Origin of the sequence: Marisediminitalea lipolytica, from assembly GCF_001758465.1 — a bacterium.
Lineage (GTDB): Bacteria > Pseudomonadota > Gammaproteobacteria > Enterobacterales > Alteromonadaceae > Alteromonas > Alteromonas lipolytica.
The window spans coordinates 356006-381360 of record NZ_MJIC01000016.1 but is presented as its reverse complement, the minus strand read 5'-3'; the positions used below and the strand labels follow the sequence as shown (position 1 = coordinate 381360).

Genomic DNA, 25355 nt, shown 5'->3' with positions numbered 1-25355 from the left:
AAGTTGGTTTTAGCGAGCCAGACACTCACCGTTATTTAATCGAGCCGGAAAAGTGCTGTTAATGGTACGCATCAGCCTGGCGTAATCATCAGCCATTTGATTTGCCTGCGCCTGGGTCAGCACACTGCCTTGCTGTGCAATACGTTGGGCCTCAACATGGGTGTAATGAAAAATGCGCATGTCGATAGCGTCCTGCAGCCAGCTGGCGTGCATATTCTCGATATTAGTGTAGGAATCATCCACAAATACGATGGCGTCAAACTCACGTTGGGTTTGGTTCAGGATCCACTTAAGCATGGTGCCTTTGTTCATCCCGGTGGTCATCATCACCCCGCGACTGTAACTCATCTCCCGGTCCAGTTTTTTGCGATAGACCGGGTTGTTATTGCTAATGGGGGCCAGTGCGGCAGCGGCGACATCGATTTGGTTACGCAGCAACTCTCTTTCGGTGGCGGAGCGGTTTTTGGGCGCACGGGACGTGAGCAAAAGCAGGGTATTACCGCTGTTTTGCCAGTTGTTCAAAAGGCCAGGCAATTGCTCCTCGGTTAATTTCATTGGGCCGAGTTCATAAAGCAAACTAATGGTATCTTCAAACAGGCAGCTTACTTTTTGTGAGTCGGTGGGTTTAATATTCAGCTTGCCGCGTTGCCATTGGTACCAGATATCGCCGCCCAGATCGCCAGCGCTGGTGAGTACGGTGTTATCGATATCCGAAACAATTAAAACATTCTCTGCACCATATTGGGCATTTAATGCATTGATGGTTTGGTCGACGGTGGTAAAAGATTCAACTTCAGTAACGGTAACGCCCGGTAGGTCTGTCGAAGAAGTAGTGGCGCAGCCGTTTAATATAAAGGCGCACAGTAATAACCAGGTTGTTGCCGGGGAAAATCGAAAAAAACGAGAGCTCATAACAGGCATTGGATTAATTGGTAAAAACAAGTGTCAATGGTGTCAGCTCAGACGGCTGGCCGCAAGTCTGTTTGTTTTGCTAATTATCGGCACGATTAGCTAAAACTTCGTTAAATAGCGTAAATTGTAAAACCTTGTTGTTTTTAAGTTATTGTAAATAAAGTTTTTTCTGGTTGGCCTGGTGTTTGCTTCAATTCACGGGTCTATCGAATACGCAAAGGATAAATAACATGGTTAAGTTAGCCGATCGCCCCATCGAACAGGTTCGTGAAGAAATTATTGATAAATTAATCTATCACTACAGTCATGGGGTTATTTCTGCTGAGGCCTTTGAGCGTCGTCTGGATGCGGCGATGGCCAGTCAGAATCATCAGGAAATTGTTGATCTGGCAGCTGATTTAACCATGGATGTGGACGACAATTTTACCCGCCAGAAAGAGCAAAAACTGAATATTAACTACGCCACCACCGATGCCCCTGCCACCGAAACCTTTATCAACGTGATGGGCGGTTCGGACCGCACCGGCCGCTGGAATGTGCCCGCCGAAATCCGGGTGCTGGATTTTATGGGCGGCTGCACCATAGATTTTTCTGACGCTGTGTTTACTACACCAAATGTGACGATAAAAGCGTTGTGCATTATGGGCGGCAGTGACATTAAAGTGCCGGAGAACGTTAATGTTGTGACTAAAGCGTTTTGCTTTATGGGCGGTGTATCAAATAAAGCGCCTTCTATCGCTGACCGTCAGGCGCCAACCATAACGGTGGAAGGCTTTGTATTAATGGGCTCCATTGATATTGATTTGAAACGTACCATCAAAGAGAAATTTATTGCCCTGGCTAATCAGTTTAAAGCCATGCTAGGTACCAGTAAGCGCTACTAACCTCTGCTAATTTATCTATTTTTACTTGGTTTTTCGGTGCCGTTTGTGTGAAGATCCGGGCCAGATAAATATAGGTAAATCAAGGTTAACGGTAAGTATATGGTCCTTAAAATTGTTCGTAATGCACTGGGATTGGTTATCGTGTCAGCGGACGTGCTGACACGCTGGAAAAAAGTTAAGCGCACGCCGGATGCACAGGCTAAGGTAGATGCAAAAAGTAACGATATGACGCTGTATCATTTTTTTGCCTGCCCGTTTTGCGTAAAAACCCGCCGGGCTATTCATCAGCTCAATCTGAACATTACCAAGAAAAGTGCGGCTCAGGGCTCGCCCTATCGTGAAGAGTTGATTGCCGGTGGTGGTAAGGTGCAGGTGCCTTGTCTGCACATCAGGCACGCAGACGGTAAAGATGAGTGGATGTACGAGTCAAAGCAAATCATCGAGTATCTGAAAACCCAGGTTGCCGGGGCTTAACAACTTCGCCGGGTGTTTAACGCACCGGGTTCGCTGTGTTCAACATTGTGCACATATTCAGGGCAATTTTCTTGAGAAACTTCAGCCTCTTTTTATACTTAGTGGTATCTGCATTTAGTTGAGTGGTTACTTATGCGCCCCATCTGGTTTATTGTTGGCTTTTTAAGTGTTGCCCTGGGTACCGTAGGCGTGGTGGTGCCATTATTACCCACTGTTCCTTTTATGATCCTGGCCGCTTATTGTTTTGCGCGGTCTTCTGCCCGCACGCATTACTGGTTAGTCAACCACCGCGTTTTTGGCCCGGCGATTGAAGATTGGAATCGCAGCGGCGCTATCAGTAAATCTGGCAAATACGCCGCTACACTGTCAATTTTAGTGGTATTTTCCATTTCGGTGGTGATGGGTTTAAAGCCAATGGTACTGAGCATTCAGGCCGTAACCCTGTGTGCGGTAATGCTGTTTATCTGGACCCGCCCCCACGATTGATACGCTCAGGCAGTTACGGCGTAAAAGTAAGTTATTAACTCATCATTATTACAGTAATTAACCATGCAAAATCGCGATTGGCTGATTAGTCGGGCAGTACATTATGCACCAGTACTTATTGCCGCCGGACTGACTTATTTTGTGGTGTTTTTTGCCCTGATTGTGCTTGGCGTAGAGGCGAACAAGACAGTGCACTGGGCGCTTTCTCTGGCTCTCGTTATGGCCTTAGCCATATTGTTTCTTAAGATGGTGCTACGTCCGTTAAAGCCTGAGTAGGGCAGACTCCCTGATTACGAGGACTGTTAGCCATTGTGTCGAGGGCAAAAGAATCGCCCGGCGAAGCGGGCGATTAATCCGGATTAGAATTTATAGGCAACAGACAGCTTGATGTTGCGACCTGGTTCATAGTCGCTGAGTTCCAGCGGGCCAAATACCGGATGGGTAGTGGTGCCGGTGCGCGAGGCATGGGAGACATAGAGCCGGTCGAAGATATTCTCGATACCCAGAGTTACGTTCAGATCGGTATTAAAATATGCCGGTTCCCAGATAGCGGTCAGGTTATGCACGGTATAACCTTCCTTAGCGTCTTCGGCGAAGGTTTTTTGTGAATGCCAGCGCAGATCCAAATTAATATCGGTCACATAGTAATTCAGGGTTAAGCCCATGCTGTCGCCGACTTCACGATCCAGCGGCGCTGTTGTGGCTGAACCATCCTGAATATCAGAGTCGGACTTAGCGTAGGTTACCAGGGCGTTGAAGTCACCAATGGCATAGAAAATACTTGCTTCAAAACCGTCAATTTCAACGGTACCGATGTTGCGGTCCCATTGCAGACAGCCGCGCCCGGTACACTCATCTTCAGGGTAGTCCACAGCTTCAATGTAGTTGTCTACTTCGGTTCTGAATACGGTAACGGCTGTGCTGAATTCGTCAGCGCCCAGTACATCGGCACTGCGGTAGCGAATACCGGCCTCGCGGTTGGTGCCGGTTTCAGGCTCAAGTTCCGGGTTACGTACCTTACCCGCCTGTTCGTTGTTGAATATTTCACCTGGCTGCGGGCCTTTAAACAGGTCGGTGGTGCTGGCATGAATGGTTAATTCGCGGGTAACGGAATACTCCGCGGCCAGCGCCATTTGCCAGTCGGTCCAGCTGTCTTTTTCTGGCTGCGCGGCTGATGACTTTTCGTAGCTGTTAAAGCGCACACCAGGAGTCACGGTCAGGCCGTTACCAAAGTAAATTGCGTCTTCGATGAAAATGCCGGTATCGTCGGTTTCTTCTGCGCCTGTGGTCATTTCGTCAGCGGTAACACTGCTCACGTCGTTATCTGCATTGATCCACTTAACACCGTAAGTCAGCTGGTGGTCGATGCCGCTGGTTTTCACTAAGCTATTGGCAATTAAGGTCAGGCCGGTATTGGTTGATGTTCCTTCAGTGGTAGCGCCGTTATATACCCGCCACAATTCCTGTTCGTTTTGATACAGGTCGGCGCGCAGGTTAAGCGCGGTACCCATATTGAGTTCGTAGTGGCCGCTGATGGTATCGCGGTCGTAGTGGGTGTCGAATAACGGCACTTCACCGCCGCCAATGGCTGCGTTGGTTCTTACGCCCATGTCCGGACGTGCGGCGTACATGCCGTGGTTACGGTAGGTATCGTACTTCACTGAGAAACGCTGTTGAGCATCGATATCCCAACCCAGTTTGACCATGGCATTTTGAATTTTGCCGTCGCTGCCCAGAACTTCGATGCCAGCGCCGTCTTCAAAGTTATTGTTATTCATGGTCGAGCCGTAGGCCAGCACATCCAGGCTGTCAGTAAGCTGACCAAAAGCTGTCAATGACAGATACTGCAGATCATTAGTGTTATAGCCCGCCAGTACACGGCCACCAAACTGCTCGCCACCACGCAGAATATCGCTGGCTGACTTGGTTCTGAATTCCAGCGCACCGCCAAGACCAGAGTGAACTACCGAGTTTGAACCCACCTGGATATCGACCGATTCGAGTATATCCGGGTTGATATTCAGGTTACCCATATGGTGGAACATGTAGTTATTTTGTGAGGCACCATCGATAAGGACTTCGAGATCCGTGTCATCCAGGCCGCGCACATTGATGCGTTGATTTAAGGAGTGAGTACCACCCACGTCCACACCGGGAATATCGCGTAGTAAGTCACTTAAATGATCTGCTTGCTTAGAGGCAATGGCCTGTTCGCCTACGTACACTGAAGAACTTTTGACTTTAGTTCCCCATACCTGAATCAGTTCTACGTTGTCTTCTTCAGCTACCGCATAACCGTTAATTACCGCCAGCAAAGCACAGGCCAGATAATGCTTTTTCACGAATTGAGTCCTCAAACTAAATGATAGTCATTCTTATTTATGGTGGACTTTATACAAGGCGTAAGGTCAACGCAAATGATAATAGTTATTATCTTTGTTATTTTGATTTAGATCATACTGACTAAGTTAGTGAGTTTGATTAGAGGGCTGTGGTGCCAGAGAGGAGGGATTAGGGTAAGAAAAGCGAACCGGGCAGGACCGACGACCAACCCGGCAGACCGAAGTTACAATGGCAGTACTTCGAATATTAATACATAGGTACCAGTGCGTTTCATTGCTGGTGGTGCCACGTTTTCGTCTTCATATTCGGCTTCCAGCCAGTACATGCCCGGCTCATCAATTTGCAGACTAATCAGGCCATTGGCATCGGCCGTGAGCGCTTTACTTTTATTGGTATCGCGGTATTTCTCACCTTCTTTCACCAGGGTTACGGCGGTTTGTGGTGCAACTTCACCGTTCATGTAAAACTGAAATTCCAGCGGCTCGCCGGTATAGGCATCATTGGGATGAGTCAGCGCTTTTAGCTCCAGCCCCCGGCCAGTAAGTTGATTGTTTCTGGCGGTTGGCGCGCCCAGCGTAACGTAAACTTCCAGTCTTCTTGCGCTGTCGGTCACCATAAGCTCTTTGGCATCCTGTGGGACGGCTTTATAGAATTCTTCCACGCTGCCGGTTTTACCGCGACCAGGCCAGAAATGACGTTCGCCGTTTGCATCCTGCCAGAATGCGGTAAGGGTTTGCGAGGCATTAAAGACCTTATAGGTACCCGGCTCCGTTAGCTCAACATCAAATACGCTGCGATAGCGCAGCTTCTGGCTATTCTGAATCGGCACCGGCTGGCCAGAGGGTGACACTACGGTTAAACGATCCGCCGGCAAAGCAACATGGTCGGCACTAAAAATACTGTTGGCAACGGCGGCATCAAAGGTGATCCACTCACTGTCGCCAGAAACGGTTGTTGCTGAAGGCTTAACCCAAACGCGATGGGCATGGGTGACGGTGCTTGTAAGGGCCAGAGCCAGCGTTGCTGCGCCAATTAATAAAGATGTTTTCATTGTTCAGGTTCCATGGTTAAAGTGATTGAAGAGAGTTCCTGTTTGCCTTCGGTATGTGCCTTAACAGGCTGAGCGACGGGTAAAGTGATGGGAAGTTTCAGGGTTTCCCTGCCTCCCAGTTCGCGGGCGGCTTCGACCCAAATAAAGTAATTGCCAGCCGCAACCTGATTAAAACGATGGGTCAGATCGATCACTGATTTACCGGGGCGACGGGTGGCACCACTGACACCGTCGATGGGCATACTGGCGCTGCGGCCACTGCGTCGCCACCACATACGCAAATCTTTTAACCATTTTTCGCCTTCGTTATCGGCCATGTCGAGGTCATACCAAACGGCAATATCCACCACGCGTTGACCTCGTTCGTCGGCAAGCCAGGCAGCCACGTAGGGGGCGTGATATTCCGCCACATTCAGGCGCGGCAGGGTAATTTCCAGTTCATCTGCACTGGCATGGGAAGGAAAGACGATAAAAGCGATGGGGATAACAAGGCCGGCTATCACCAGCGGCCAGGTTTTTTTGCGCCCTTTGGCATAGCGTTTTAACAGCATTAATCCGGTGACACTAAACACAATACATGCTCCTGAAAAGATATCGAGAAACCAACGCCAGGCGGTTGGCGTGTTTCGTCCTTTATGTAAATCATTAAGGTAAGCAACGGCGCCGCGGTCGATGCTTTCCTGGTAAAATTCGCCACTGTCCAGGGTTAAGGTAAACCAACGGTCTCCCCCGGCCCGGGGCAGGGCGACATAGACTTCAAAATCATCCCACTGGGCATTTATCTGGCCCGGCAGGTTATTGCCCGTGGTAGCGCGATACCATTGGCGAAAGGCCGGGGTGAATGCTTGCTGCCGGATCACCTCAGCCAGTAATTCCTCTGTTACTACTGCTTCGGTGGCTGTGACGACCGGTTTGCTTTCGATGCTGCCAGCATGATTCAGGGTGATCCCGGTTAGCGCAAATAGCAGCATGCCAATGAGACAGACAGCCGAGCTTACCCAGTGCCAGTTTTTCCAGTTAAAGAAGTGACGGGATAGCCAGTTCATTAAAAGCTCCAGGTAAGTGACAGCCAGTAGCGACGACCGTCTTCTACGTAACCGTATTCGTCCATTCCTATTTGCTTATCGAACAGGTTGTAAATACCTGCGCCGAGCTTAATAGGCGTGGTCAGTGAGTAGTTAAAGCCCAAATCAGCCAGGGTGTAAGAGGGCGCGATCAGACTGTCCTGTGACGGGCCCGTGGTTGGCTGACTTTCTTCACCACGGTAATTAACCCGCAGCCAGCTGCTGGCTGCATCATTGATGCTCCAGCGGAAGGAGGTCTGCACCAGATGTTTGGGTAACTGATTAAGCGGACTGCCAGCATACTGACCGGTTTTTTGCTCGGAGTCGGTGTAGGTATAGTTGGCGTTAAATTCGATGCTGTCACTTAACGCTGCTTCCACACTGAGTTCAAAACCTTGTGTTATTGCTTCATCAACATTCACGTAGGTGGTCGGCGCTGAACCAAAATCGTTAAGGCCGTCGGTACATAATGTTTCGGGGCACTCGATGCGGGTGATTTTATCTTCGAACTTGTTATAAAAAACCGTGGCAGACAGCGTACTGTCTTTACCGAAGTCCTGATACAGACCAAACTCGTAGCTGGTGGAGGTTTCTGCGGCTAAGTCGGGGTTACCGTAGATATTGCCGCCACGGCTTATTTGCCCCCAGGAGGGGTTCATCTGGCGCAGGTTGGGCGCACGGAAGCCGGTAGAAATTCCGCCTTTCAGGATAGTGTCACTGCTAAGTTGCCAGACACCATACAGGCGCGGACTCCATTGCCCGCCAAAATTCTGATCATCGTCGTAACGAATACCCGTGGTCAGGGCAAATTCTTCGGTCAGTTTCCATTCGCCTTCGCTGAACACTGACCACTGGTGGCCATCAACCAGGGATAAATCTGACACCTGGTTGCTGGTTAAGTCGTTGAGTTCTTCTTTAAAGAATGCACCACCCGCACTGAGACTTAACTGATCGGTAAGCGGAATAGCCCACATGGTTTGGGTATCAATGTTTTTTACAAACATCTGGCGTGAATCGTTGTCAAACTCGTCCTGTTTGACGTAGGACTGTGATGTAGCCCAGCCCCAATAGCCGGTGTGGCTGAGCGACAGGTTAGTGCGGTCGTACTCGGTCAGGCTCGACTCCGGGCAGCCGCGACGGCCACAGGCTTCGCCCTCGGCCAGTTCGGCAACCGTTTTACCCAGCGTGGCGTAAATTTCCTGCATGGTATGGGTCGCTTCAATCACAAACTCGTGATTGTCGTTAGGCGTAAAGGCCAGTTTGGCACTGATATTTTTATTGTCGCGGTCGCGAAAGCCATCAACAATATTGTCTTCTTCGCGCTGAGAATACTGGCCGTACAGTTGCAGACCCAGTTTTCCGGGAATTAACGAGCCTGCCGTAAAGAAGGTGGTCTGAAACTGATTTCCTGACTCACTGCTTTCCTGCAATGTTGCATCAAAACGCATTTCGCCGCGCCATTCGTCAGGAGTTTTTGCAGTAATAATGTTGATAACGCCACCAATGGCATCTGAGCCGTACAGTGACGACATTGGGCCGCGGATCACTTCGATCCGCTCGATGGCAGACAGCGGCGGGATCCAGGCGCCTTCGACACCGGGGCCGTCACTGTTGGGACGGGTTTCACGCGATGACTGGCGTTGGCCATCAACCAGGATCAGCGTGTACTGACTGCCCATGCCTCGCAATGAAATATCCTCACGGTCACCACCACCAGTAACGACCACGCCGGGAATATCTGTCATCGCATCGGTAAGATCGCGGTATAAACGTTCACTTAAGTCTTCCTTACTCAGCACGCTGATGGAAGCGGGGGCTTCTTTGAGCATTTGCGCAGAACCAGAAGCGGTAACCACAATGGTTTCTAAATCGGCGGCCGCCGCAGGCATTCCCGGGGCAGAAGCCGCGTAGGCCTGTTCACACAGCAGAGAAAAAGAAGCTAAAGCAGAACAACAGGCAAGGGTTAACGGCGTAAATTTCATATTGAGTTTGATATTGTTAGTGAGAATTATTTGTATTTAGAATAAGATTGATGCACTCTTGATACAATCTACTTAATTTGAACGAAGCTTTTAGAAATGGTTAAACACTTATGAATGCTAAACTGGTTAAAGCACTCAATGTATTTATGTCGGTCGCCGACACTGGCAGCCTGAGCCAGGCGGCCAAAGCAATGCACATGACAGTGTCTGCCATAAGCCAGCAGTTACGTAAACTCGAGGATGATATCGGTCAGCAACTGGTTAATCGCAATTCCCGTCATCTAAGCCTGACCGAAGCTGGCAGAATTTATTACCGCACCAGTGAATCCGTGTTAGAAATGGCCAGGCAAGGGCAGCAGGAAATTGATGCGCTGATCCATTCACCCAGTGGTGAGCTAAAAATTCTGGCACCGGAAGGATTTGGTGGTGGCCTGTTGAGCAAACCATTACAGCAGTTACTGCAAAGTTCTCAGCGCATATCGGTAACGGTTACCCTGGGTGAGGGCTACGAAGATATCGTGTCCACCGGGGCGGATCTGGCGTTGGGATTAGCACCCATAGAAAACGACGGGTTTAAGTCCTGCCTGCTGGCTACCTGGCCTCAGATGCTGTGCGTAGCGCCTTCGCATCCGCTGGCGCAGCAGCAAATCGCTCATCCGGAAGCCCTGGTTAAAGAAAATTTCATGGTATACGAGCACCTGCCTTCCCACGAACTCACCGGTGTTAATAATGCAACGTATCTGCTGAGTCGACCTAAACTCAGCGTCAATTCTATGCAGGCACTTATTCAGTTTACTGTGGATGGTTTGGGCTATGCGGTGTTGCCGCAAATGGAAGTGCAACATTATCTGGATAAAGGAGAGCTGGTGCAAATTCTGCCTGAGTGGACCCTGCCGGATTACCGGGTATTTGCTGTGGTGGCCGACCGCATTACTATCCCGGCCAAAACCCGCGAGGCTATCACTTTGCTGGAATCCTATTTTGCCTCCCTGTAAAGGGTGGGCAAGCTATACCGCAACCTTTAAGTAACCTTGTTCTATGGCCAGATGAACCAGTTCGGCATGGGTATTAATTTGCAGCTTTGCCTTAAGTTGGGTGAGGATGTTCGATACCGTCTTGCTGGACACGTTGAGTTCATCGGCCAGTTGCGCCCGCTCAAGCCCTTTGGCAATGCCAAGAAATACATCAAATTCCCGCTGGGTCAGTTGTTTGCAGCTGTTGTCGGCATCATTGAGCTGATGGGTGGCTAGCTGTATAGCAATGTCATGTTCGATATAACGTTTACCACTGAGTACCGTTTTTATCGCATCTATCATCACTTCTGGTTTACTGCGTTTACTCAGATAACCCTTGGCGCCGGTCTGGATGGCCCGATTAACCACAGAAGGTTCGTCAAACATGCTGAAGAAGATAATCTTTAATCGCGGCCAGCGCTTCATCAGACGGCCGGCAAGGTTAAGACCACTGGCGTTCTCGAGGTTGATATCCAGTATCACCAAATCAATGTCAGTGTTAGAAAGCACTTTTATGGTTTGTTGGGCGTTTTCTGCTTCACTGACCACTGCATCGGGCAGCATCATGGTTAACAGCGCGCTGTAGCCCTGCCGGACGACGGCGTGATCATCAACGATTAGAATATTCATAGTGATGTTTATCCTGTAATGCCAGTGGCGCGACCAGGGTTACGGTGGTGCCGCTTGAGTTTGTTCTTACGTTAAGATGCCCACCCAACAATGAAGCCCTTTCCTGCATGGATTCCAGGCCCAGTCCGGCTGTTTGTGTGTTGTCGGGAAGCACAAACCCACGGCCATTATCCGTGACCTGTAAGGTTAAGTCGTCATCGTTAGCGGTCAGGCTCACGGTGACTTCGGTGGCCTTGGCATGCTTGGCGATGTTATTAAAAATTTCCTGAGTGATACGGTAAACCTGGGTATCGCGGTTTAAGTTAGTCGCTATGGTTGCGGCATCCGGCAGCCAGCTCACCTCTATCTGATGAATATCCTGCCAGGTCTGAATCATTTGGGCGATAGACGTCGTCAGGCCCAGTTTACCCAGAAAGACCGGATATAGCTGATTGGTTAAATCCTTCATGCCCTGGTGTACTGCATCACACTGCTGCTGAATAGTGGCACAGGCTTTTACAATAAAATCGGGATTGTGTTTTTGTTGTTCAAGCATATAGGTTTGTACCGTGATGCCGGTGATCAGCTGGCCAAGATTGTCATGTAATTCACGAGCCAGCAGTCGTCGTTCGTTTTCCTGCAACGCTGACAACCGCTGGCGCAATGTTGCGACCTGAGTTTCTTTGCTGGCCAGTGAACTTATCAGGTTATTGTAGTGTTCGATAAGGGTATGAATCTCGGCTATGTCGGTGGAGGCAGCAGACAGCGTAAACTGACCGCTTTGAATGGAATCCAGACCCCGGCACAGTTCGGCCAGCGGTTTTAACCGGGTATTAACGGCATAGCGCAGCGTAAACAGAGTAAGCAGTAACGCCAGTACAAAAATAAACAGGACATTGCTCACCGTGGCGGTGATTTCGTCAAATTCTGCGCCGCTGTTTGCTCGTACCCTAAACTGCTGACCAGAGGCTGAGGTTATTACGGTAACCGGCGACTGCGGCGCCAGCCACTGCTCCAGAAATCCGCCAGTCGGTTCGACTTCCCGGCTCTCCTGCCCGGTGATTACACTCAGATGGCGGCTGTTTTGCAGCACTTGTTTTAGTGTTGTTGTATCCAGGTTTGCCTCGGCCAGTGTTTGCGCCAGTTGCAGTGCTCCCTGACCCTCTCTGGTGATATCCGAGCGAGCCTGATAGAACATCGCAACCGCCAGCACACTAAAAACCGCAGTAAAAATAAAAATTATCGTGAGTGTGACTTTATTGGATGCATTCATAGTAAGCGCAACTGCCGCCTGAATTTACAAAACAATAACATTATACCGAAAAAGGTATCCGTGCGTTGACAAAGCCCCTGCTACTTTGGTCACAGAGTATTACTACTTTAGAGCAGTTTCTGGCTCTTATCCTGGCAAAATTACTACCCACTTACACCACAGTACGAAAGTGCTAGAGGATTATGTTAATAATTGATCAAAAATGCGTTAACCATTGGTAAATACAAAAAAGAAGAAGGTGGTAATATGACGTTAAAAAATACGCTACTCGTTGCAGGTACACTGATGTCATCTGCGCTGAGCATTTCCGCTCAGGCTGGCAGTTGGCAGCAGAATGTTTCAGTAGGTAACTTTAATAAAGTGCATGTTTATACTCCTGATTCGCTATCACCAATAGGGCAGGGACGCTCGCTGTTAGTCGTACTTCACGGCTGCACACAATCCATAGACGCCTATCTTTCAGCAAATCTTGAGGCTGCTGCGGAAAGTTACGGAATGGTTATAGCGGTTCCTGATGCAATGAACAAAGCCGGTTTTGGCTGCTGGTCTTACTGGCAGGGGTCTAAATCCCGCACCGCCGGTGATTACGCCAATATCATTTCACTGGTTAATGCTATGAAGTCTGGCAGCGGTTATGCCATTGATGAAGACCAGGTGTACGTGGCGGGATTGTCTTCCGGCGCGGCTTTTGCCAATACCACGGCCTGTATCGCTCCCGACGTTTTTGCCGGGGTGGGCGTGAGTGCCGGACCCAGCATTGGCACGAGTTCCAGTGGGGCGATAGGCAGCTGTGAATACGCCAACGTCGCGCAGCGATGCCAACAATATGCAGGAAGCTACAGCGGATCGCTCGATGATCAGATCGCGTCTATCGCACATGGTGATGCCGATACCACCGTTGATACCTGTTACAACCGGCAAAATGCTGAAGGGATGGCTGGTGCCTATGGTGTTAGTGAGTTGCCCGGCAGCAACACCCTGGGTAGCGGCTCGCGTACCGCCGAGGAATACCTGTGGGAAGAAGGTCGGGTATCTATGATCTGGCTCAATGGCGTGGATCACTCCTGGTCGGGCGGCGCTGGCGCCAGTGGTTCCTATGTAAGTGGCACTGGCATTAACTATGCGATGTACCTGGGTGAATACTTCAGCGAGAATAATAAGCGGGTCGATCGAAACCAGCCTCCGCAATTATCTTCGGTGAGCGCTTCAGAAAGCAGCGGTCAGTTGATCGTCACTGGTAACGCCACCGACGCTGAAGGCTACGTGGATAATGTTGATGTGCTGATCACCAATAATAATGGCGATACCTATCAGTACTCGGCGTCGACCCAAAGTGATGATAGTTTCTCGGTAACCTCGGCCACCCTGCCAGACGATTTGTACTTTGTGACGGTGACGGCCAGTGACGATGTTGGCGCCGTGTCCGAAGCCAGCACTGTGAGCGTGCGCGTCGGCCCGCCACCGCCACCTGCTGCCCCCGTATTATCTGATGTGCTGGTGGATGCCAATGGGCAGTGTGCAACGGTTACCGGCTCGGTTTACGACGAAAACCAGGACCTTACCGCAGTAGAAGTAACATTTGCGACCGGTACTCAAAACGCGAGTGTGGATGGGCTATCCTTTAGCGCTCAAGCCTGCGAGTTGCCTGGTGGTGAGCAGAGTATTACCGTTACGGCTATCGACAACAGCGGGCTGAGTAGCAATACGCAACTGACGGTGGATATTGATGCCGGTCAGATCGCCACGCTTGATCAACACATAAATGCTGGTCGTCTCGACTACACCGCGTATTCCACCTGCTATCTGGAGTATTCGGCTGATCCTTTCAAGTTAACTGAGCAGCCTCAAAGCGGTGGTATGTGTGTATGGCAGGATAATGATGGCTCGTGTAGCGGTCCGGTTCAGGCTTGTTCTGGTCCAGGTGGTGACACTGGCGGTGATACCGGTGGTGACTCAGGCGGTGATACTGGTGGCGATACCGGCGGTGATACATCTACCTGTGCCGAGTACACTACCGCAAACTACTATCACAAAGTGGCGGGCCGCGCCTACAGCACCGGTTACTACTTCTCACCAGACTACTTTGCTGCAGGATCCGATGACCCGCTGGCCGGTTCAACCTGGGGAACCACATCACTTTACTCTACCGATGGGACAGTTTGGCATGAAGGTGTTTGTCCGTAAGTTTGGCAGTTAAGTGTTATTGAGTATTAAAAAGCGGGGCGCTAAGACCCCGCAACCTTCACTCACGCTGGATTAGCGTTAGTTTTCGGGGCGTAAGCGACGAACAGATGTTCTGCGCAGCAGTATGGTCAGAACTACTATTATACTTGTCCATACGCCCCAGCTTCCTCCATGGGTTTCTATCACTACCTCTGACGTTACCGGCCGGTCATAGTCGAAACTTTCCATACTCTGATAAGACAAATCAGCATCTTCATAGGCATCAATTGTGGCTAGTACCTGATCGGTTTGCGCATCAATTAGCTCAATTAAAATATCGTAGTCGTTGCTGGGGTACCCGGTCACTAATTCACTTTCGAGCAGCACTGAGTCATCACTGCTGTCTGCATACAGGTTAAATACCGATGTCACATGAAAGGCTTCGTAATAGTCATTGGTGCCCAGATATACAATGGCGTAAACCGGCGTTCGGTAATAAGTGGAGTCTGCATCAAACTCGAGATCAAAACTGGCATAGTAACCGTCGTAGTCCCTGTCGTTATAAAGCGTAACCGTGGCATCGTAAAACCAGTAATCAACACTGTGCGTAGCAGTGCGAAGCTGCTCACCTGATTTAACCGTAATGCTACTGAGATCTTTCTTTTTCACCCGGGGCGGGACATTGTCGGCGGCATTCAGTTCAGGCGTATTGATAGTTTCACTAACCGCTACATCCTTGCCCGAGGCGGCCGATGAAAAGGCGACAAAGCTCAGTGACATCAGCGTTGCAGCCAGTATAGTCTGTGTTACTCTTTGAATTCTCATCATCCATTCGTCCTGTGGTATCTGCAATGACTGTGATTGCAGTGTGCGAAAGTCAGGCTGAACAATAACTGAAGCGAAACTTAACCATGCCAAACCATGCTCTGTGGCAGCGTATTGCTACACTCTTACTGATGCCTGTTGTTTCGTTACCGGTACTGGCCGCAAATCTGACAGTAACGCCGCTGAGCGATGGGGTTTATCTGATGCGTTCCGAACGGGCTGTAGAAGGTTTCGGTCTGGTGAGCGGTAATGGCTTAATTGTGCAGACGGGGCCGCATAACGCGGTGTTAATCGACACGCCCTGGGATAACAGTGATGTGGATATGCTGTTCGATTGGCTTGAGTCGCAGAATCTGAATCTTGAGGCTGTGGTCGTCACTCATTCCCACGAGGATGCCGGTGGGCATCTGGCGCGTTTTCACAGCAAAAATATCCCCTCATGGACGTTCGAGTTAACCAATGAATACTTAACCCAAAAGGGCGAAACGCCCGCTCAACATACCTTCAGCGACAGCGTGTGGGTAGTGCCTGAGATGATTGAGGCATTCTATCCCGGGCCGGGCCATACGCTGGACAACAGCGTGGTGTGGATAAAAAAACACAATCTGTTATTTGGCGGCTGTTTTATTCGTGAACGGGCGACCTTATCGCTGGGGTATACCGCAGAGGGCGACGTAAGCGCGTGGCCGGAATCGGTCAGCCGTGTCATTGAGTATTTGCCTGAGGTACAGACGGTTGTTCCCGGTCATGGCAAAGTCGGAGATGCAGAGTTGCTTTCCCATACCCGCGAACTGGCGTTAAAAATGCTGCCGTAGCAGGCAGCATTTTATGGCTTAGCGCCGATCGTAGTCGACTGGTTTTTCCGGGTGCTGGTAGTAACCTTCACGTAATAAGGTTTTGAATCGATCTAATTTGCCTTCCATTGCCAGCGTGTGTAATCCCTTGTTAAACAGCGCCAGTAACAATTCGGCATCGCTGTTTTGCCGGGGAATAAGCAAATGAGTGGTGACGGTAGAAATAAATGGGGTAAGCATTTTTACCTCATCCCGGTCAAAGGCCGTAAAATCCCGCTGGAGTAAATACCAGGCGGTGAGCTGATCAATAGGGAATAGCTGGATAGTATTGTCTATCAGTGCATTGAGTCCGGCTTTATCACTCTTAAAAGTAGTCGTGGCGGTCGATTGGTTAATAAACGCAAAGAGCTCGTCACTGTAGGTATAGCCCTTAACCACGCCCATTTTATAGCTGGCCAGCTGAGACAAACTTTCCCAGTCGCCAAGTGGCAGGGTCTGATTTGCCATAAACACCAGATTTTCAGTAGAGATAGGTTCGCTTAACCAGAAATCCTGACTGAGTACCCGGGTAAAGTTACCATAGGAAACCGCATCAAATTCGCCTGATTGAGCGGCAGCGAGAGCATCGCTCCATTCTGTGGTCTGATATTCCACCTCAATTCCAACGCGCAGAAACGCTTCGCTGATAATGTGATTAATATAGCCATTGTGCTCCATGTCAGTGGAGGTATAGGGCGGATATTCAGTGGTGGCAATGGTTAAGGTACGCCACGAGTGCGCTAAGGCATTGCTCACGACAGAGCAAAACAGGCTGATGATTAAGATAAGCTTTTTCATACAAGTCCTAAAAGTAAAGGCCTAAACTGATGTTCAGGCGGTGGGTCGTGTCCTGATTGCCGCCAAGGTTAAGGCCGATGCCAGAACCCCCGGAAAACCACATGTTTTTACCCTGAATGCTGTCCACATAAAAATACAGCGATCGCCAGCCAAAGCTACAGCCATTCACCCATTGTGAGGAGCGAAGTCCCGCAGCCACGTCAGGCTCAACCGAACCGTATTCGGAGTAACATTTGATTGGCGTGAACGCGTTAAATTCAAACGGCAGCTGGTAACTGACACTGGCGGTATAGCTGTGTGCATCAGCGGCAACAAGAAAAGGAAAATCAAATGCCGAAAGAGCCAGGCGGTCAGTTGCCTGACCTTGCGGTGCGGCCAGATCGTAATCGTAATCGGTATATTGCAGGGCAACTACCACCGGGCCCTGGGTGTGTCTGACATGCAGGGCATAAGCGCGCATGTCCCCTTTATCCAGCGTATCAAGATTGAGTACATCGGCTTTTTGTAAGGATGCGCCCACTTCGGTGGTTGCGCCACGAATTAGTCCCGCTGTATAGCTGAGACGCAGATTGTACTGACCGTCTTCCTGATTACGATAGCTGCCATCGTCAGCAATGTCGAAGGAATAGCGGCCAAGCCGACTGGCATCATTGTATTCGTCGTTAAAGAAATAACCGGCCTGGAAATTCCAGTTGGCACGCTCGTACTGTACAACCATTCCGGCATCATAATCATCTTCGAAGCCGAGATAATAGTTAATAGAAAACCAAAAACTATTGGAAGCAAAGGGCAGCAAACCAAAGGGCACTTTAGTGATACCAGCCGAAACACTGGTTCGTTCATCAACATGATAGGTAAGGTCGGCATAACGAACAGTGTTAAAATCGGTGTTTTCATACCAGCGGTAATCCGCCTGATAGCTGAACTCGTCGGTTTCACCCGACACTGTCAGTTTCAGGGACTCGAAGCCAAAGCCATCACGCAGTTCTGGTTCTGGCCAGTCCTGGTAGCTGTAATTGAGTCTGACGTGGCCGCCAATATTGACCGGGAAGTCATCGTCGCCAAGTACTGGCGCTGACAGGCAGAACATGATGGGGGCAAGTTGAAGAAGCGTAAACTTGTTCATCGTTGGTGATTCCCTATCCCAAAGGAGGCAAAAGAGGGTAAGGGTAACAAAGCTGACAGATTTTTAATAATAATAGCACCTGTTAATTATCCGTAACCGTCACCTGTACGGCCCTGTTTGCCGGTCAGATCAGCTGGTTAGGTACGCAGGCAAGAAAAAGCCCCGCAAGAGCGAGGCTTTGAATAGTTAACAGGTTAACCGTATCAGGCGCGGCGACGGGCTACCATCATGCCACCGAGCATTAAGCTAAACAGCAACGCAGTGTGCGGTGCTGCCACTTCTGCGGCTTCAGTAACATTTAGTGTCGCGTTGTTAGTAGTAATGTCTGTGATTTCATCAATACCGTTTGTAAACAGCAGGTAGTCTGGGTCGAGACCACCAGCTAAGCTTACTTCATAGTTACCCGTTGACGAGCCGATTACATCAAAACTTAGCAACGTAAAAGCGTCAATAGAGCTGAATGTTGTACCGGTATAATCCAACCAGCTTAATATCACTTCATTGAACCCAACATTATCAAACATGAAAAGCTCTTGATTTATGCCAAAATCGTAAGGTAAATCTGAAGCAAAGCTGCTTTCATCAACAATCAATTGTGAGTTGTCGAAAAACACAGAAAGTGACGCGAAATCGAACGCTTCGGTGGTGCTGTCAAATGCGCCGGTCACCGTAACTGTGGTAGATTCACCCACGGCAATTTCACTGTCGGCCAGTTCAACTGAAATAACCGCAGCCTGGCTATTAAATGCCAGTAAACTGGCTAAGGTTAAAATAAACTTCTTCATTAATCTTGCTCCAATTTAATTAAGGACGACAAGCCTGGCGAGTACACAGTGCACGCATAGCCGGCAGGTCACGCATATTCACGTTACCGTCGTTATTAAAGTCATATTCCATGCCCAGAGGCTGACGGCGCACAATGGCCATTTGGAAAGCGCGGATATCTAACCGATCGACGTCAAAGTCGCCGTCCATGTCACCGAGTACCGGTGCCATTTCCAGCTGGTAAGCGGCAATCACCGGATCGTGGTCAGAGGCGCGGAATAACAGCTCATTGAGCATGTCAGCATCTTTATACTCTTCGTTGTAGTCGAACAGGCTGAGTTCGTCGGCGTTGATGTGCCATTCAGTCGCATCAATTAACCATTCACTCATTGCCGGATTAACCAACTGGTAATCAAGGCTGCCAACCAGGCCGTCGAAGGTGTAGCTGTATGCTGTATCACCAAGAATCGTATGAGCAGCATCGGCCAGACCAGCATCAGCGAAGACCTGAATCGGATCTTCCATACCGTAGCTGTTCATATCGCCCAGAACCGCAACCGGTAAACCGGCAAAGGTGTCGCTTAACCAGGCTACCAGTGCCTGTGCTGCACGGGTACGGGTCAGGTTACAGTTACCCTGGCCATTGGTGCTGTCGTCGCCGGCACCACAGGTTGAACCTTTTGATTTAAGGTGGTTTACATCAACCACCACAGTCTGACGTGTCTCGCTGTGAACAAAGGCCTGAGCCAGTGATGGACGGTTACGGCCGTCGTCAAACAGCGGGCCTTCAATATCTACGATACTGTTAGCTGAGGATAACAACTGCGGCGCACCTTCAGGGGTTACCACACCAGGTTTATAAATGATCCCCACGGTAATTTCGTCGGTGCCGATTGGACTGCCGGCATTAATGAAATCATAAGTGCCAGGACCCATTTCCGTGTTAATTGCCGCAACCAGTTGAGCGATTGCACTTGAGCTGGCAAAACCATCGTTTTCAATTTCCATCAAACCCACAATGTCAGCATTAATGGCAACAATAGCCTTAACGATTTTGCTCAGTTGGCGTTGATACTCTGCGTAGTTGTTAGCACCACGGCTGGTTGGGAATCCCGTGCTGTCGCCGTTACCATTAAACAGGTTAAGCACGTTAAAGCTGGCAATGCTTAAATTGCCGTCAGCAATGACCGGAGCTTCTTCACGAGGGTTGGTGTTTACCACGGTTGAATTGGCTACCGGACGGATTCGGTAAGCACTGTAACCGTAGTCCATTATGCCTTCAACGTAGGTGACTGTATCGCCGCTACGCAATGGATTAAACGGAGTTACCTCGCCAATTGAAAGCATCGGCGCAGAGTTGTTCGAACCGTCACGGTTATCATCGATAATCAGTTGGTTGCGAGCGTTAAACTCGGCGTAGTCGATTGCGTCCTGACTACCCGCATCAAACAGTTGAGTCGGGTTATACAAACGGCCGTTAGACACCAGAATTTCACCGTAACGTACAAAGCGGTAAGTATCTGAAATGGTCAGGCTGGCGTTACTGACGACCAACATGTTTTCAAGGGCTTCAAAGTCATCAGCATTTTCCTGCGGGAGGCTGAACTCTGTGGGAGTAACGGTGGCAGTGCCACAAATTGCCGATTCGGTAACTGCTGTTAGTCTGGTGCGACCAAACTCTTCCCCAGCCGTTCCCATCACACGCACTACGTCGCCATTTTGCAGACCCGCTGGTGGCGCTAAAGTATCAACAAAAATGCCCTCTGACGTCAGCGGATCGCTATCATGATCGCTGTCTTCTTCCTGCATGAAGAAACCTTCAATGTCTGGTACCACCGAGGTCACTACACCTTCGATGATGACAGTCTGACCACTCAGTGGCGAGGCGCTGCCTGAACCTTGTACAGCACTGATCAGGGTTGCGCTGTCAAAACACGCACCAAACTCGTCAATCGGTGGCTCTTCCGGACCAGTGTTTCCGTCACCGTAAATACCAAAGTTATCAAAGGTATTATTCGGGAAGCCTGCCCACTCAACCGCCGGATCGAAAACGTCGTCAGGGTTAGTGTCACCAGCCTGAACGCTCATTAAGCGACGCAGTGTGTTGTCACGGGTGCTGGTATCGCCAGTGCCCCACTGTGTTCCCGGATCGAAACCAACCTGACCAATGGCATCAATTACTTCACCATCTTTGGTGAACACTACGGCGTCATCACCGTTGAAGTTGATACCGGCGAGTTGGTCGGCAACATCGAGTAGTGGTTGTGCTGCGCCAGGTTCGGCCACCACAAATACATCACCAGCAGCGATAGTGCCGCTTAGCGTTACACTGAATCCCGGACTGCTGCTGCCATTTGAGTAAACCGTGATGACATAAGCGTGCGCAGATAAATCAACGGTCTGTGAGCCCAGGTTAACGATTTCCAGCGCTTTGTTCAGGCTGCTGCCTTCGGTGTATTCAGAGAAAAAGAGCTCTGGTTGTACCGCAGTGAAGGTTTTGTACGGGTATGGCGTTGCGGCGGTGGCGTTAGTGCTTTCACCATCCAGTGCAGCGCGACCTGCCATCGTCCAGTCAGCTGGGTTAAAGGTAGTGCTGGCTGTGGTATTGGATACACGATACGCCCAGCTATCGGTGTAATCCCATGCTTCATAGTCGCCATTCACCTCCGGATCGCCGAAAACATCAACCAACTCGCCGTTACAAAATAACTCAATGGCGTCGTCACCATTAATTGATGCCTGACCTGATTGAAAATCAGGCGCTTCGCCAAAGAAAGCGGTAAATCCGCTTGTTTCATTCGAGATGATAAAGCTTTCGCCAGCAGAGGCAGCCATCGCCGGGAAGGTAAATTCCTGACCATCGGTACCACCACCGTTTTGCGCAAAGCCAATACCACATACGCTCATATCCGGCATATCGGCAGTAACAAAAACTTCGACGGCTTTAGGTAATCCACCGCTTAAATCACCATCTATCACACCGGCTAAAATTAGCGGCGTAGAAACGGGGACTGGCGGTTCTTCCGGATCAATCGGTGGCTCTTCAGGTTCACCAGGCTCATCACCACAACTAGCGGCAGGGTACAACAGGTCAACCCACTCAGGGTGGTCGACAAACGGGTTACGGTTGCCCTGATATTCATAAATAGTGGCGGCACGTTGTTCTTCGCTTGCATCAACCGGGTCGCCGTTGTGCCACGCCAGCAGCGTACACAGTTTACCTAATTCGGCATCGCCAGCACTCGTTGTGCGGTCTACCAATACTAAGTCGGGCGTATTGTCGCTGCCTGAACCTTCATAGCGAACGTCCATGTACAGCATCATACGGGCAACATCGCCTTTAACTGTATCGCGTGGTTCAAAGGAATCATTATCAATACGGTTAGCGGGGGCCTCGGCCAGCGGGTTGTCGCTATAATCGAAATCAAGGTTGCCGCGAGAACCGTTTACAGTGACGTCTTCAGGACGTAAGTGATGGATATCCGTATAAGCTTCATATGACTGACTGCCGAAGCCATGGCTGTTAGGCCAAACATGTTCACGGTTCCAGAAGTCGTTATTGTTTACACCAGACTGGTTGCTGGTTTTAGGTAAGGAAATACCGGAGTAGAACAAAATTACATTATCAGGATTGCCTGGATCTTCGTCGGTTTCTGTCAGCGCAGTCCAAACTTCACGGTAATCAAGCACGGTGTGATCGGCACTGATAACCTGATTTAATGCTTGTTTGATAAATGCAACCGGGGCATTCGCGTCAATCTCGGTTTGCACCGGCGCATAATAGGCAACCGGATCGAAGCTTGCCGCATCGGCTACCTTGTCAATGTCAGGGCAGTTTGTACAAACGTCTTCTAAATCTTCATCGTCATCCCCTGGCGGTGTTGCGCTGCCAGCATCATAGGTGTGCATACCCAGATCGTCAGTATAGTCCTGGTCGAATTGGATCCATTCCAGAGAGACATCAAAAGCGTCATTAACAATAATGTCGCCAGTGGCGATAGTTGATTTGCGTACGAGGGTTTTGTTTGCGGTTGAGATACCGTTGGATTGCCACGCAGAACCCGGGTCGGTACCGACCTGGCCAAAACTATCAATAACGGTGCTGTTATTCACCAGTACAATGGCATCATCGCCGTTATACAAAGAACTGGTGGTCATTAAGTTGGTAACGGCCAGAATGCTCTCATTGGCGTTATCATCGGCAACCACATAAACACCGCCACTGGCGATTGTGCCAGAAAGGTTAATCGTGGAACTGACTGTATCGCGGCCGTTGGAGTAGATCTCCAGACGATATCCAGCCAAATCGATTGCGGTGTCGGTAGGGTTAAAAATTTCTATCGCTTTATTAAACGAGCTACCTTCGATGTATTCAGAGATAAACAAGTCATCAGCAAGGGCTGAGACCGGCAGACTGAATACCAAAGGCAACAACAATTTTGCTTTCATTTGTGTGTTGCTCCTGCTTATAGATTTAATCAACTGTCCTGAAGTGCAGAAAACACTATAAGGGCTTTGCTACAGAGAAATGACAAGTTTTTGACGGAGCTGTGGAATTGTTGAGCGGCTATTTTATTCATGCAGTAAACATGCGTGCTGCCCGCTATATCCGGGGGTGAAATTACTTATTGAAGATAAGTTTACCGGCTTAAAATAAACTTATTTAAAGCTGTTTTTCAGTTTTTTGACACTTCTAACGCTTTATTGAGCTTCTGTTCTGGGGGGCAATAGCTGCACAAGGAACACCCACGAAAAACACTTCCGTGGGTAAATTGCTTGTGCACACGATAACTGACCTTGTTTAACTCTCAGGCTGTCGTTAATCTGGACCAAATGGCGCAAAGACCATCATTGTATTTTTTGTTTTGTATCAGGACTTATCTCAATCAGGCTGCCGTTGAGGCGGCTACTAATGGAGTCCTTATGCATCGTCGTCGTTTTCTTCAGGGAGCCGCAGGCTCAGGTTTAGCCGCAACGCTGGCAGGTTGTGCCAGCGCCCCGCAAGATATCTCTTCTCACATGCCTTTATCTACGGCTGAGTTACCGCTTGGCCTGCCGACGCTTGCGCCAATTAATGCTTATGCTGACCGAATAATCAGTACTAATGTATGTACCCGCCCATTCAGGGCTACAGGGCCGCGCATAGAGGCAGAAACGTCAGGCAGTAAAACTATTATTCATAACTACGGGCATGGTGGTAGTGGGTGGTCACTTTCATGGGGAACCGCTGCGCTTGCTGAGTCTTTGATAAAAGCCGATAAGCAAAAGCCTATTGCCGTGGTTGGGTGTGGTGCCGTCGGGCTGACCACAGCCATTCAGTGCCAGCGCGCAGGATACCAGGTAACAATTTATGCCAAAGAGCAGCCTCCTTATGTGCGATCTTCGTATGCAACCGGTATTTGGTCTCCCGATTCCCGTATTGTAACCCTTGAGCATGCGCAGCCATTTGCTGAACGCTGGCAATGGATGGCCAGGTTATCTTATCTGCGCTTTCAAACTTTGTTAGGGCTGGCTGGTAATCCGGTAGAATGGACAACCATGTTCAGATTAGCGGATAAGCCTTTTGATGATCACGGAGGCCATAATATTCCCGGCGAACCGGCTTACCCAGATTACCGCAAGCAGTTGCTGAGCGATTTAAATCCCAAAGCCCGCGATGTGCCGCCAGCGCTAAATCCATTTGCGACCCCTTATGTCCGGCAGTTTCCTCTGCTAATGTTCAATATCAGTGCTTATTCTCAGTATTTGCTGGCGTTGTTTTATCGTAGCGGTGGCAAGATTATAGACCGCACCTTAACGTCAGCTGCTGATTTTGCTCAGTTTGATGAGAGTGTGATTGTAAATTGCACCGGCTATGGGGCTAAGGCGTTACTTAATGACGAGTCAATTATTCCGGTACGAGGCCAAACCTGTAAGTTAATGCCGCAACCCGAGGTGAAATATGGTCTTCAGTATTTTGATCAGCATACCTCGGTTTACCCAAGGCGTGATGGCTTACTGGTACAGGCCGGTGCAGAAGGTGACTTTAACAACCCGGTAGCTAACGTTAATCCACAGGAGTCCATTGCGGCGGTAGAGCAACTGGCCAGAATAATGGCAACGATGAAAAGTTAGTCAGAATTCATTTGGAAAAATTGCCAGGGCATTTTTTTATTGTTGCAGGTCAACTCTCTTAACGGAGGACGTTGCGTAATAATCATTCCCGACATACTTTTGAGTTAAATAAAAGAGGAGTCGAAGTGATGCTTTCTCAACTAATGCAGTATAAAAAAAGTTTGGCAGTGTTATGTGTTTGTGGGTTATCGGCAGGCTGTTCGTTTAATATGGCGGACGTGCGTAAAGTCACTTATCCACCGGATTTTAATTACCTTGAACCTCAGGATATTAAGTCTGAAATGGCGCGGATGGCGGGGCAAATCCGGTTACTGGATCTCGCCCTCGAGCCGGTTGATGCCGCCGACCCGGCAGCAGCTGAGCGTCAGCAACAACAGGTAATGGCAGCGCTGGATAATATTGAAGCTATCGCGTCAGGGTTGCAAAGCACCAATGGAGGCTCTAATCACCCTTACATGCAGGACTTTATGCGTGACTTTGTAGCTAAAGTGGATAAAGCCAGAGGCGCAGCATCACTGGCTGAGCCACGCTACTATTTTGCCGGTAAAGTGGCGGGTGGTTGCGCGGTTTGCCATCAGGTAAACCGTTAGTTAATTACACACCGCCCGCATTTTTCCTGCTCAGACGCTGGATAAACGGG

At 49.6% G+C, this 25355-nt stretch carries 21 protein-coding genes; 9 read left to right on the top strand and 12 right to left on the bottom strand.

From position 1 onward, the window contains the following. Positions 1-9: 9 nt before the first annotated feature. Entirely contained in the window at positions 10-912 is a 903-nt protein-coding gene (locus BFC17_RS20140; RefSeq protein WP_083271875.1) for a DUF2608 domain-containing protein, read from the bottom strand. Between the two features lie 230 nt (positions 913-1142). Between BFC17_RS20140 and BFC17_RS20135 the strand changes: the two genes are divergently transcribed. From BFC17_RS20135 to BFC17_RS20120, 4 genes are all read left to right on the top strand, one after another. Continuing rightward, on the top strand, positions 1143-1796 hold the full coding sequence (locus BFC17_RS20135) for a DUF1707 domain-containing protein (protein WP_070178307.1): 654 nt from the start codon (positions 1143-1145) through the stop codon (positions 1794-1796). A gap of 99 nt (positions 1797-1895) precedes the next feature. Beyond that, a complete protein-coding gene (locus BFC17_RS20130) occupies positions 1896-2270 on the top strand; it encodes a glutathione S-transferase N-terminal domain-containing protein (protein ID WP_070178306.1) in 375 nt (124 codons plus the stop codon). A gap of 132 nt (positions 2271-2402) precedes the next feature. After that, entirely contained in the window at positions 2403-2756 is a 354-nt protein-coding gene (locus tag BFC17_RS20125) for a YbaN family protein (RefSeq protein ID WP_070178305.1), read from the top strand. 63 nt (positions 2757-2819) lie between these two features. Next, complete coding sequence (locus tag BFC17_RS20120; RefSeq protein WP_070178304.1) at positions 2820-3032, top strand: hypothetical protein; 213 nt, start codon at positions 2820-2822, stop codon at positions 3030-3032. 83 nt (positions 3033-3115) lie between these two features. On the opposite strand, the gene BFC17_RS20115 is transcribed toward BFC17_RS20120, so the two are convergent. The 4 genes from BFC17_RS20115 to BFC17_RS20100 form a co-directional block, all read right to left on the bottom strand. Further along, a complete protein-coding gene (locus tag BFC17_RS20115; RefSeq protein ID WP_070178303.1) occupies positions 3116-5098 on the bottom strand; it encodes a TonB-dependent receptor domain-containing protein in 1983 nt (660 codons plus the stop codon). A gap of 224 nt (positions 5099-5322) precedes the next feature. After that, entirely contained in the window at positions 5323-6150 is an 828-nt protein-coding gene (locus BFC17_RS20110) for a DUF4198 domain-containing protein (RefSeq protein WP_070178302.1), read from the bottom strand. Beyond that, positions 6147-7196, bottom strand: coding sequence for a PepSY-associated TM helix domain-containing protein (locus tag BFC17_RS20105; RefSeq protein WP_070178301.1), 1050 nt, complete (start codon positions 7194-7196; stop codon positions 6147-6149). The genes BFC17_RS20110 and BFC17_RS20105 overlap by 4 nt, the downstream gene beginning before the upstream one ends. Further along, positions 7196-9196 (bottom strand): ligand-gated channel protein, encoded by a 2001-nt coding sequence (locus tag BFC17_RS20100; protein ID WP_070178300.1) that lies wholly within the window; start codon positions 9194-9196, stop codon positions 7196-7198. Before BFC17_RS20100 ends, BFC17_RS20105 begins: the two co-directional genes overlap by 1 nt. Positions 9197-9306: 110 nt before the next feature. On the opposite strand from BFC17_RS20100, the gene BFC17_RS20095 reads away from it, so the two are divergent. Beyond that, positions 9307-10191 carry a LysR family transcriptional regulator gene (locus tag BFC17_RS20095; RefSeq protein ID WP_070178299.1) on the top strand — a complete coding sequence of 295 codons (885 nt, stop codon included), beginning with the start codon at positions 9307-9309 and terminating at the stop codon, positions 10189-10191. Between the two features lie 12 nt (positions 10192-10203). On the opposite strand, the gene BFC17_RS20090 is transcribed toward BFC17_RS20095, so the two are convergent. Both BFC17_RS20090 and BFC17_RS20085 read right to left on the bottom strand, forming a co-directional pair. Then, positions 10204-10839, bottom strand: a complete 636-nt coding sequence (locus BFC17_RS20090; protein WP_070178298.1) for a response regulator — start codon at positions 10837-10839, stop codon at positions 10204-10206. Beyond that, positions 10820-12091 (bottom strand): sensor histidine kinase, encoded by a 1272-nt coding sequence (locus tag BFC17_RS20085; RefSeq protein WP_070178297.1) that lies wholly within the window; start codon positions 12089-12091, stop codon positions 10820-10822. Before BFC17_RS20085 ends, BFC17_RS20090 begins: the two co-directional genes overlap by 20 nt. Positions 12092-12337: 246 nt before the next feature. On the opposite strand from BFC17_RS20085, the gene BFC17_RS20080 reads away from it, so the two are divergent. Then, positions 12338-14275: an extracellular catalytic domain type 1 short-chain-length polyhydroxyalkanoate depolymerase gene (locus BFC17_RS20080; RefSeq protein WP_070178363.1), complete on the top strand. Its 1938-nt coding sequence runs from the start codon at positions 12338-12340 to the stop codon at positions 14273-14275. 78 nt (positions 14276-14353) lie between these two features. Here BFC17_RS20080 and BFC17_RS20075 read toward each other — a convergent pair whose 3' ends face one another. Then, positions 14354-15082 (bottom strand): choice-of-anchor H family protein, encoded by a 729-nt coding sequence (locus tag BFC17_RS20075; protein ID WP_070178296.1) that lies wholly within the window; start codon positions 15080-15082, stop codon positions 14354-14356. Positions 15083-15165: 83 nt separating this feature from the next. Here BFC17_RS20075 and bla point away from each other — a divergent pair, with 83 nt between their 5' ends. After that, a complete protein-coding gene (gene bla / locus BFC17_RS20070; RefSeq protein ID WP_070178295.1) occupies positions 15166-15894 on the top strand; it encodes a subclass B1 metallo-beta-lactamase in 729 nt (242 codons plus the stop codon). 18 nt (positions 15895-15912) lie between these two features. Here bla and BFC17_RS20065 read toward each other — a convergent pair whose 3' ends face one another. The 4 genes from BFC17_RS20065 to BFC17_RS20050 all read right to left on the bottom strand — a co-directional run bounded on the left by BFC17_RS20065 (position 15913) and on the right by BFC17_RS20050 (position 23050). Then, complete coding sequence (locus BFC17_RS20065) at positions 15913-16710, bottom strand: substrate-binding periplasmic protein (RefSeq protein ID WP_070178294.1); 798 nt, start codon at positions 16708-16710, stop codon at positions 15913-15915. Positions 16711-16717: 7 nt separating this feature from the next. Next, positions 16718-17836, bottom strand: a complete 1119-nt coding sequence (locus BFC17_RS20060; protein ID WP_070178293.1) for a porin — start codon at positions 17834-17836, stop codon at positions 16718-16720. Between the two features lie 203 nt (positions 17837-18039). Then, positions 18040-18621, bottom strand: a complete 582-nt coding sequence (locus tag BFC17_RS20055; protein WP_070178292.1) for a hypothetical protein — start codon at positions 18619-18621, stop codon at positions 18040-18042. Positions 18622-18640: 19 nt separating this feature from the next. Beyond that, on the bottom strand, positions 18641-23050 hold the full coding sequence (locus tag BFC17_RS20050; RefSeq protein ID WP_070178291.1) for an ExeM/NucH family extracellular endonuclease: 4410 nt from the start codon (positions 23048-23050) through the stop codon (positions 18641-18643). Between the two features lie 474 nt (positions 23051-23524). Between BFC17_RS20050 and BFC17_RS20045 the strand changes: the two genes are divergently transcribed. Both BFC17_RS20045 and BFC17_RS20040 read left to right on the top strand, forming a co-directional pair. Beyond that, positions 23525-24715: an FAD-dependent oxidoreductase gene (locus BFC17_RS20045; protein WP_070178290.1), complete on the top strand. Its 1191-nt coding sequence runs from the start codon at positions 23525-23527 to the stop codon at positions 24713-24715. Positions 24716-24924: 209 nt separating this feature from the next. Next, complete coding sequence (locus tag BFC17_RS20040; RefSeq protein ID WP_244887054.1) at positions 24925-25305, top strand: hypothetical protein; 381 nt, start codon at positions 24925-24927, stop codon at positions 25303-25305. Positions 25306-25355: the final 50 nt, after the last annotated feature.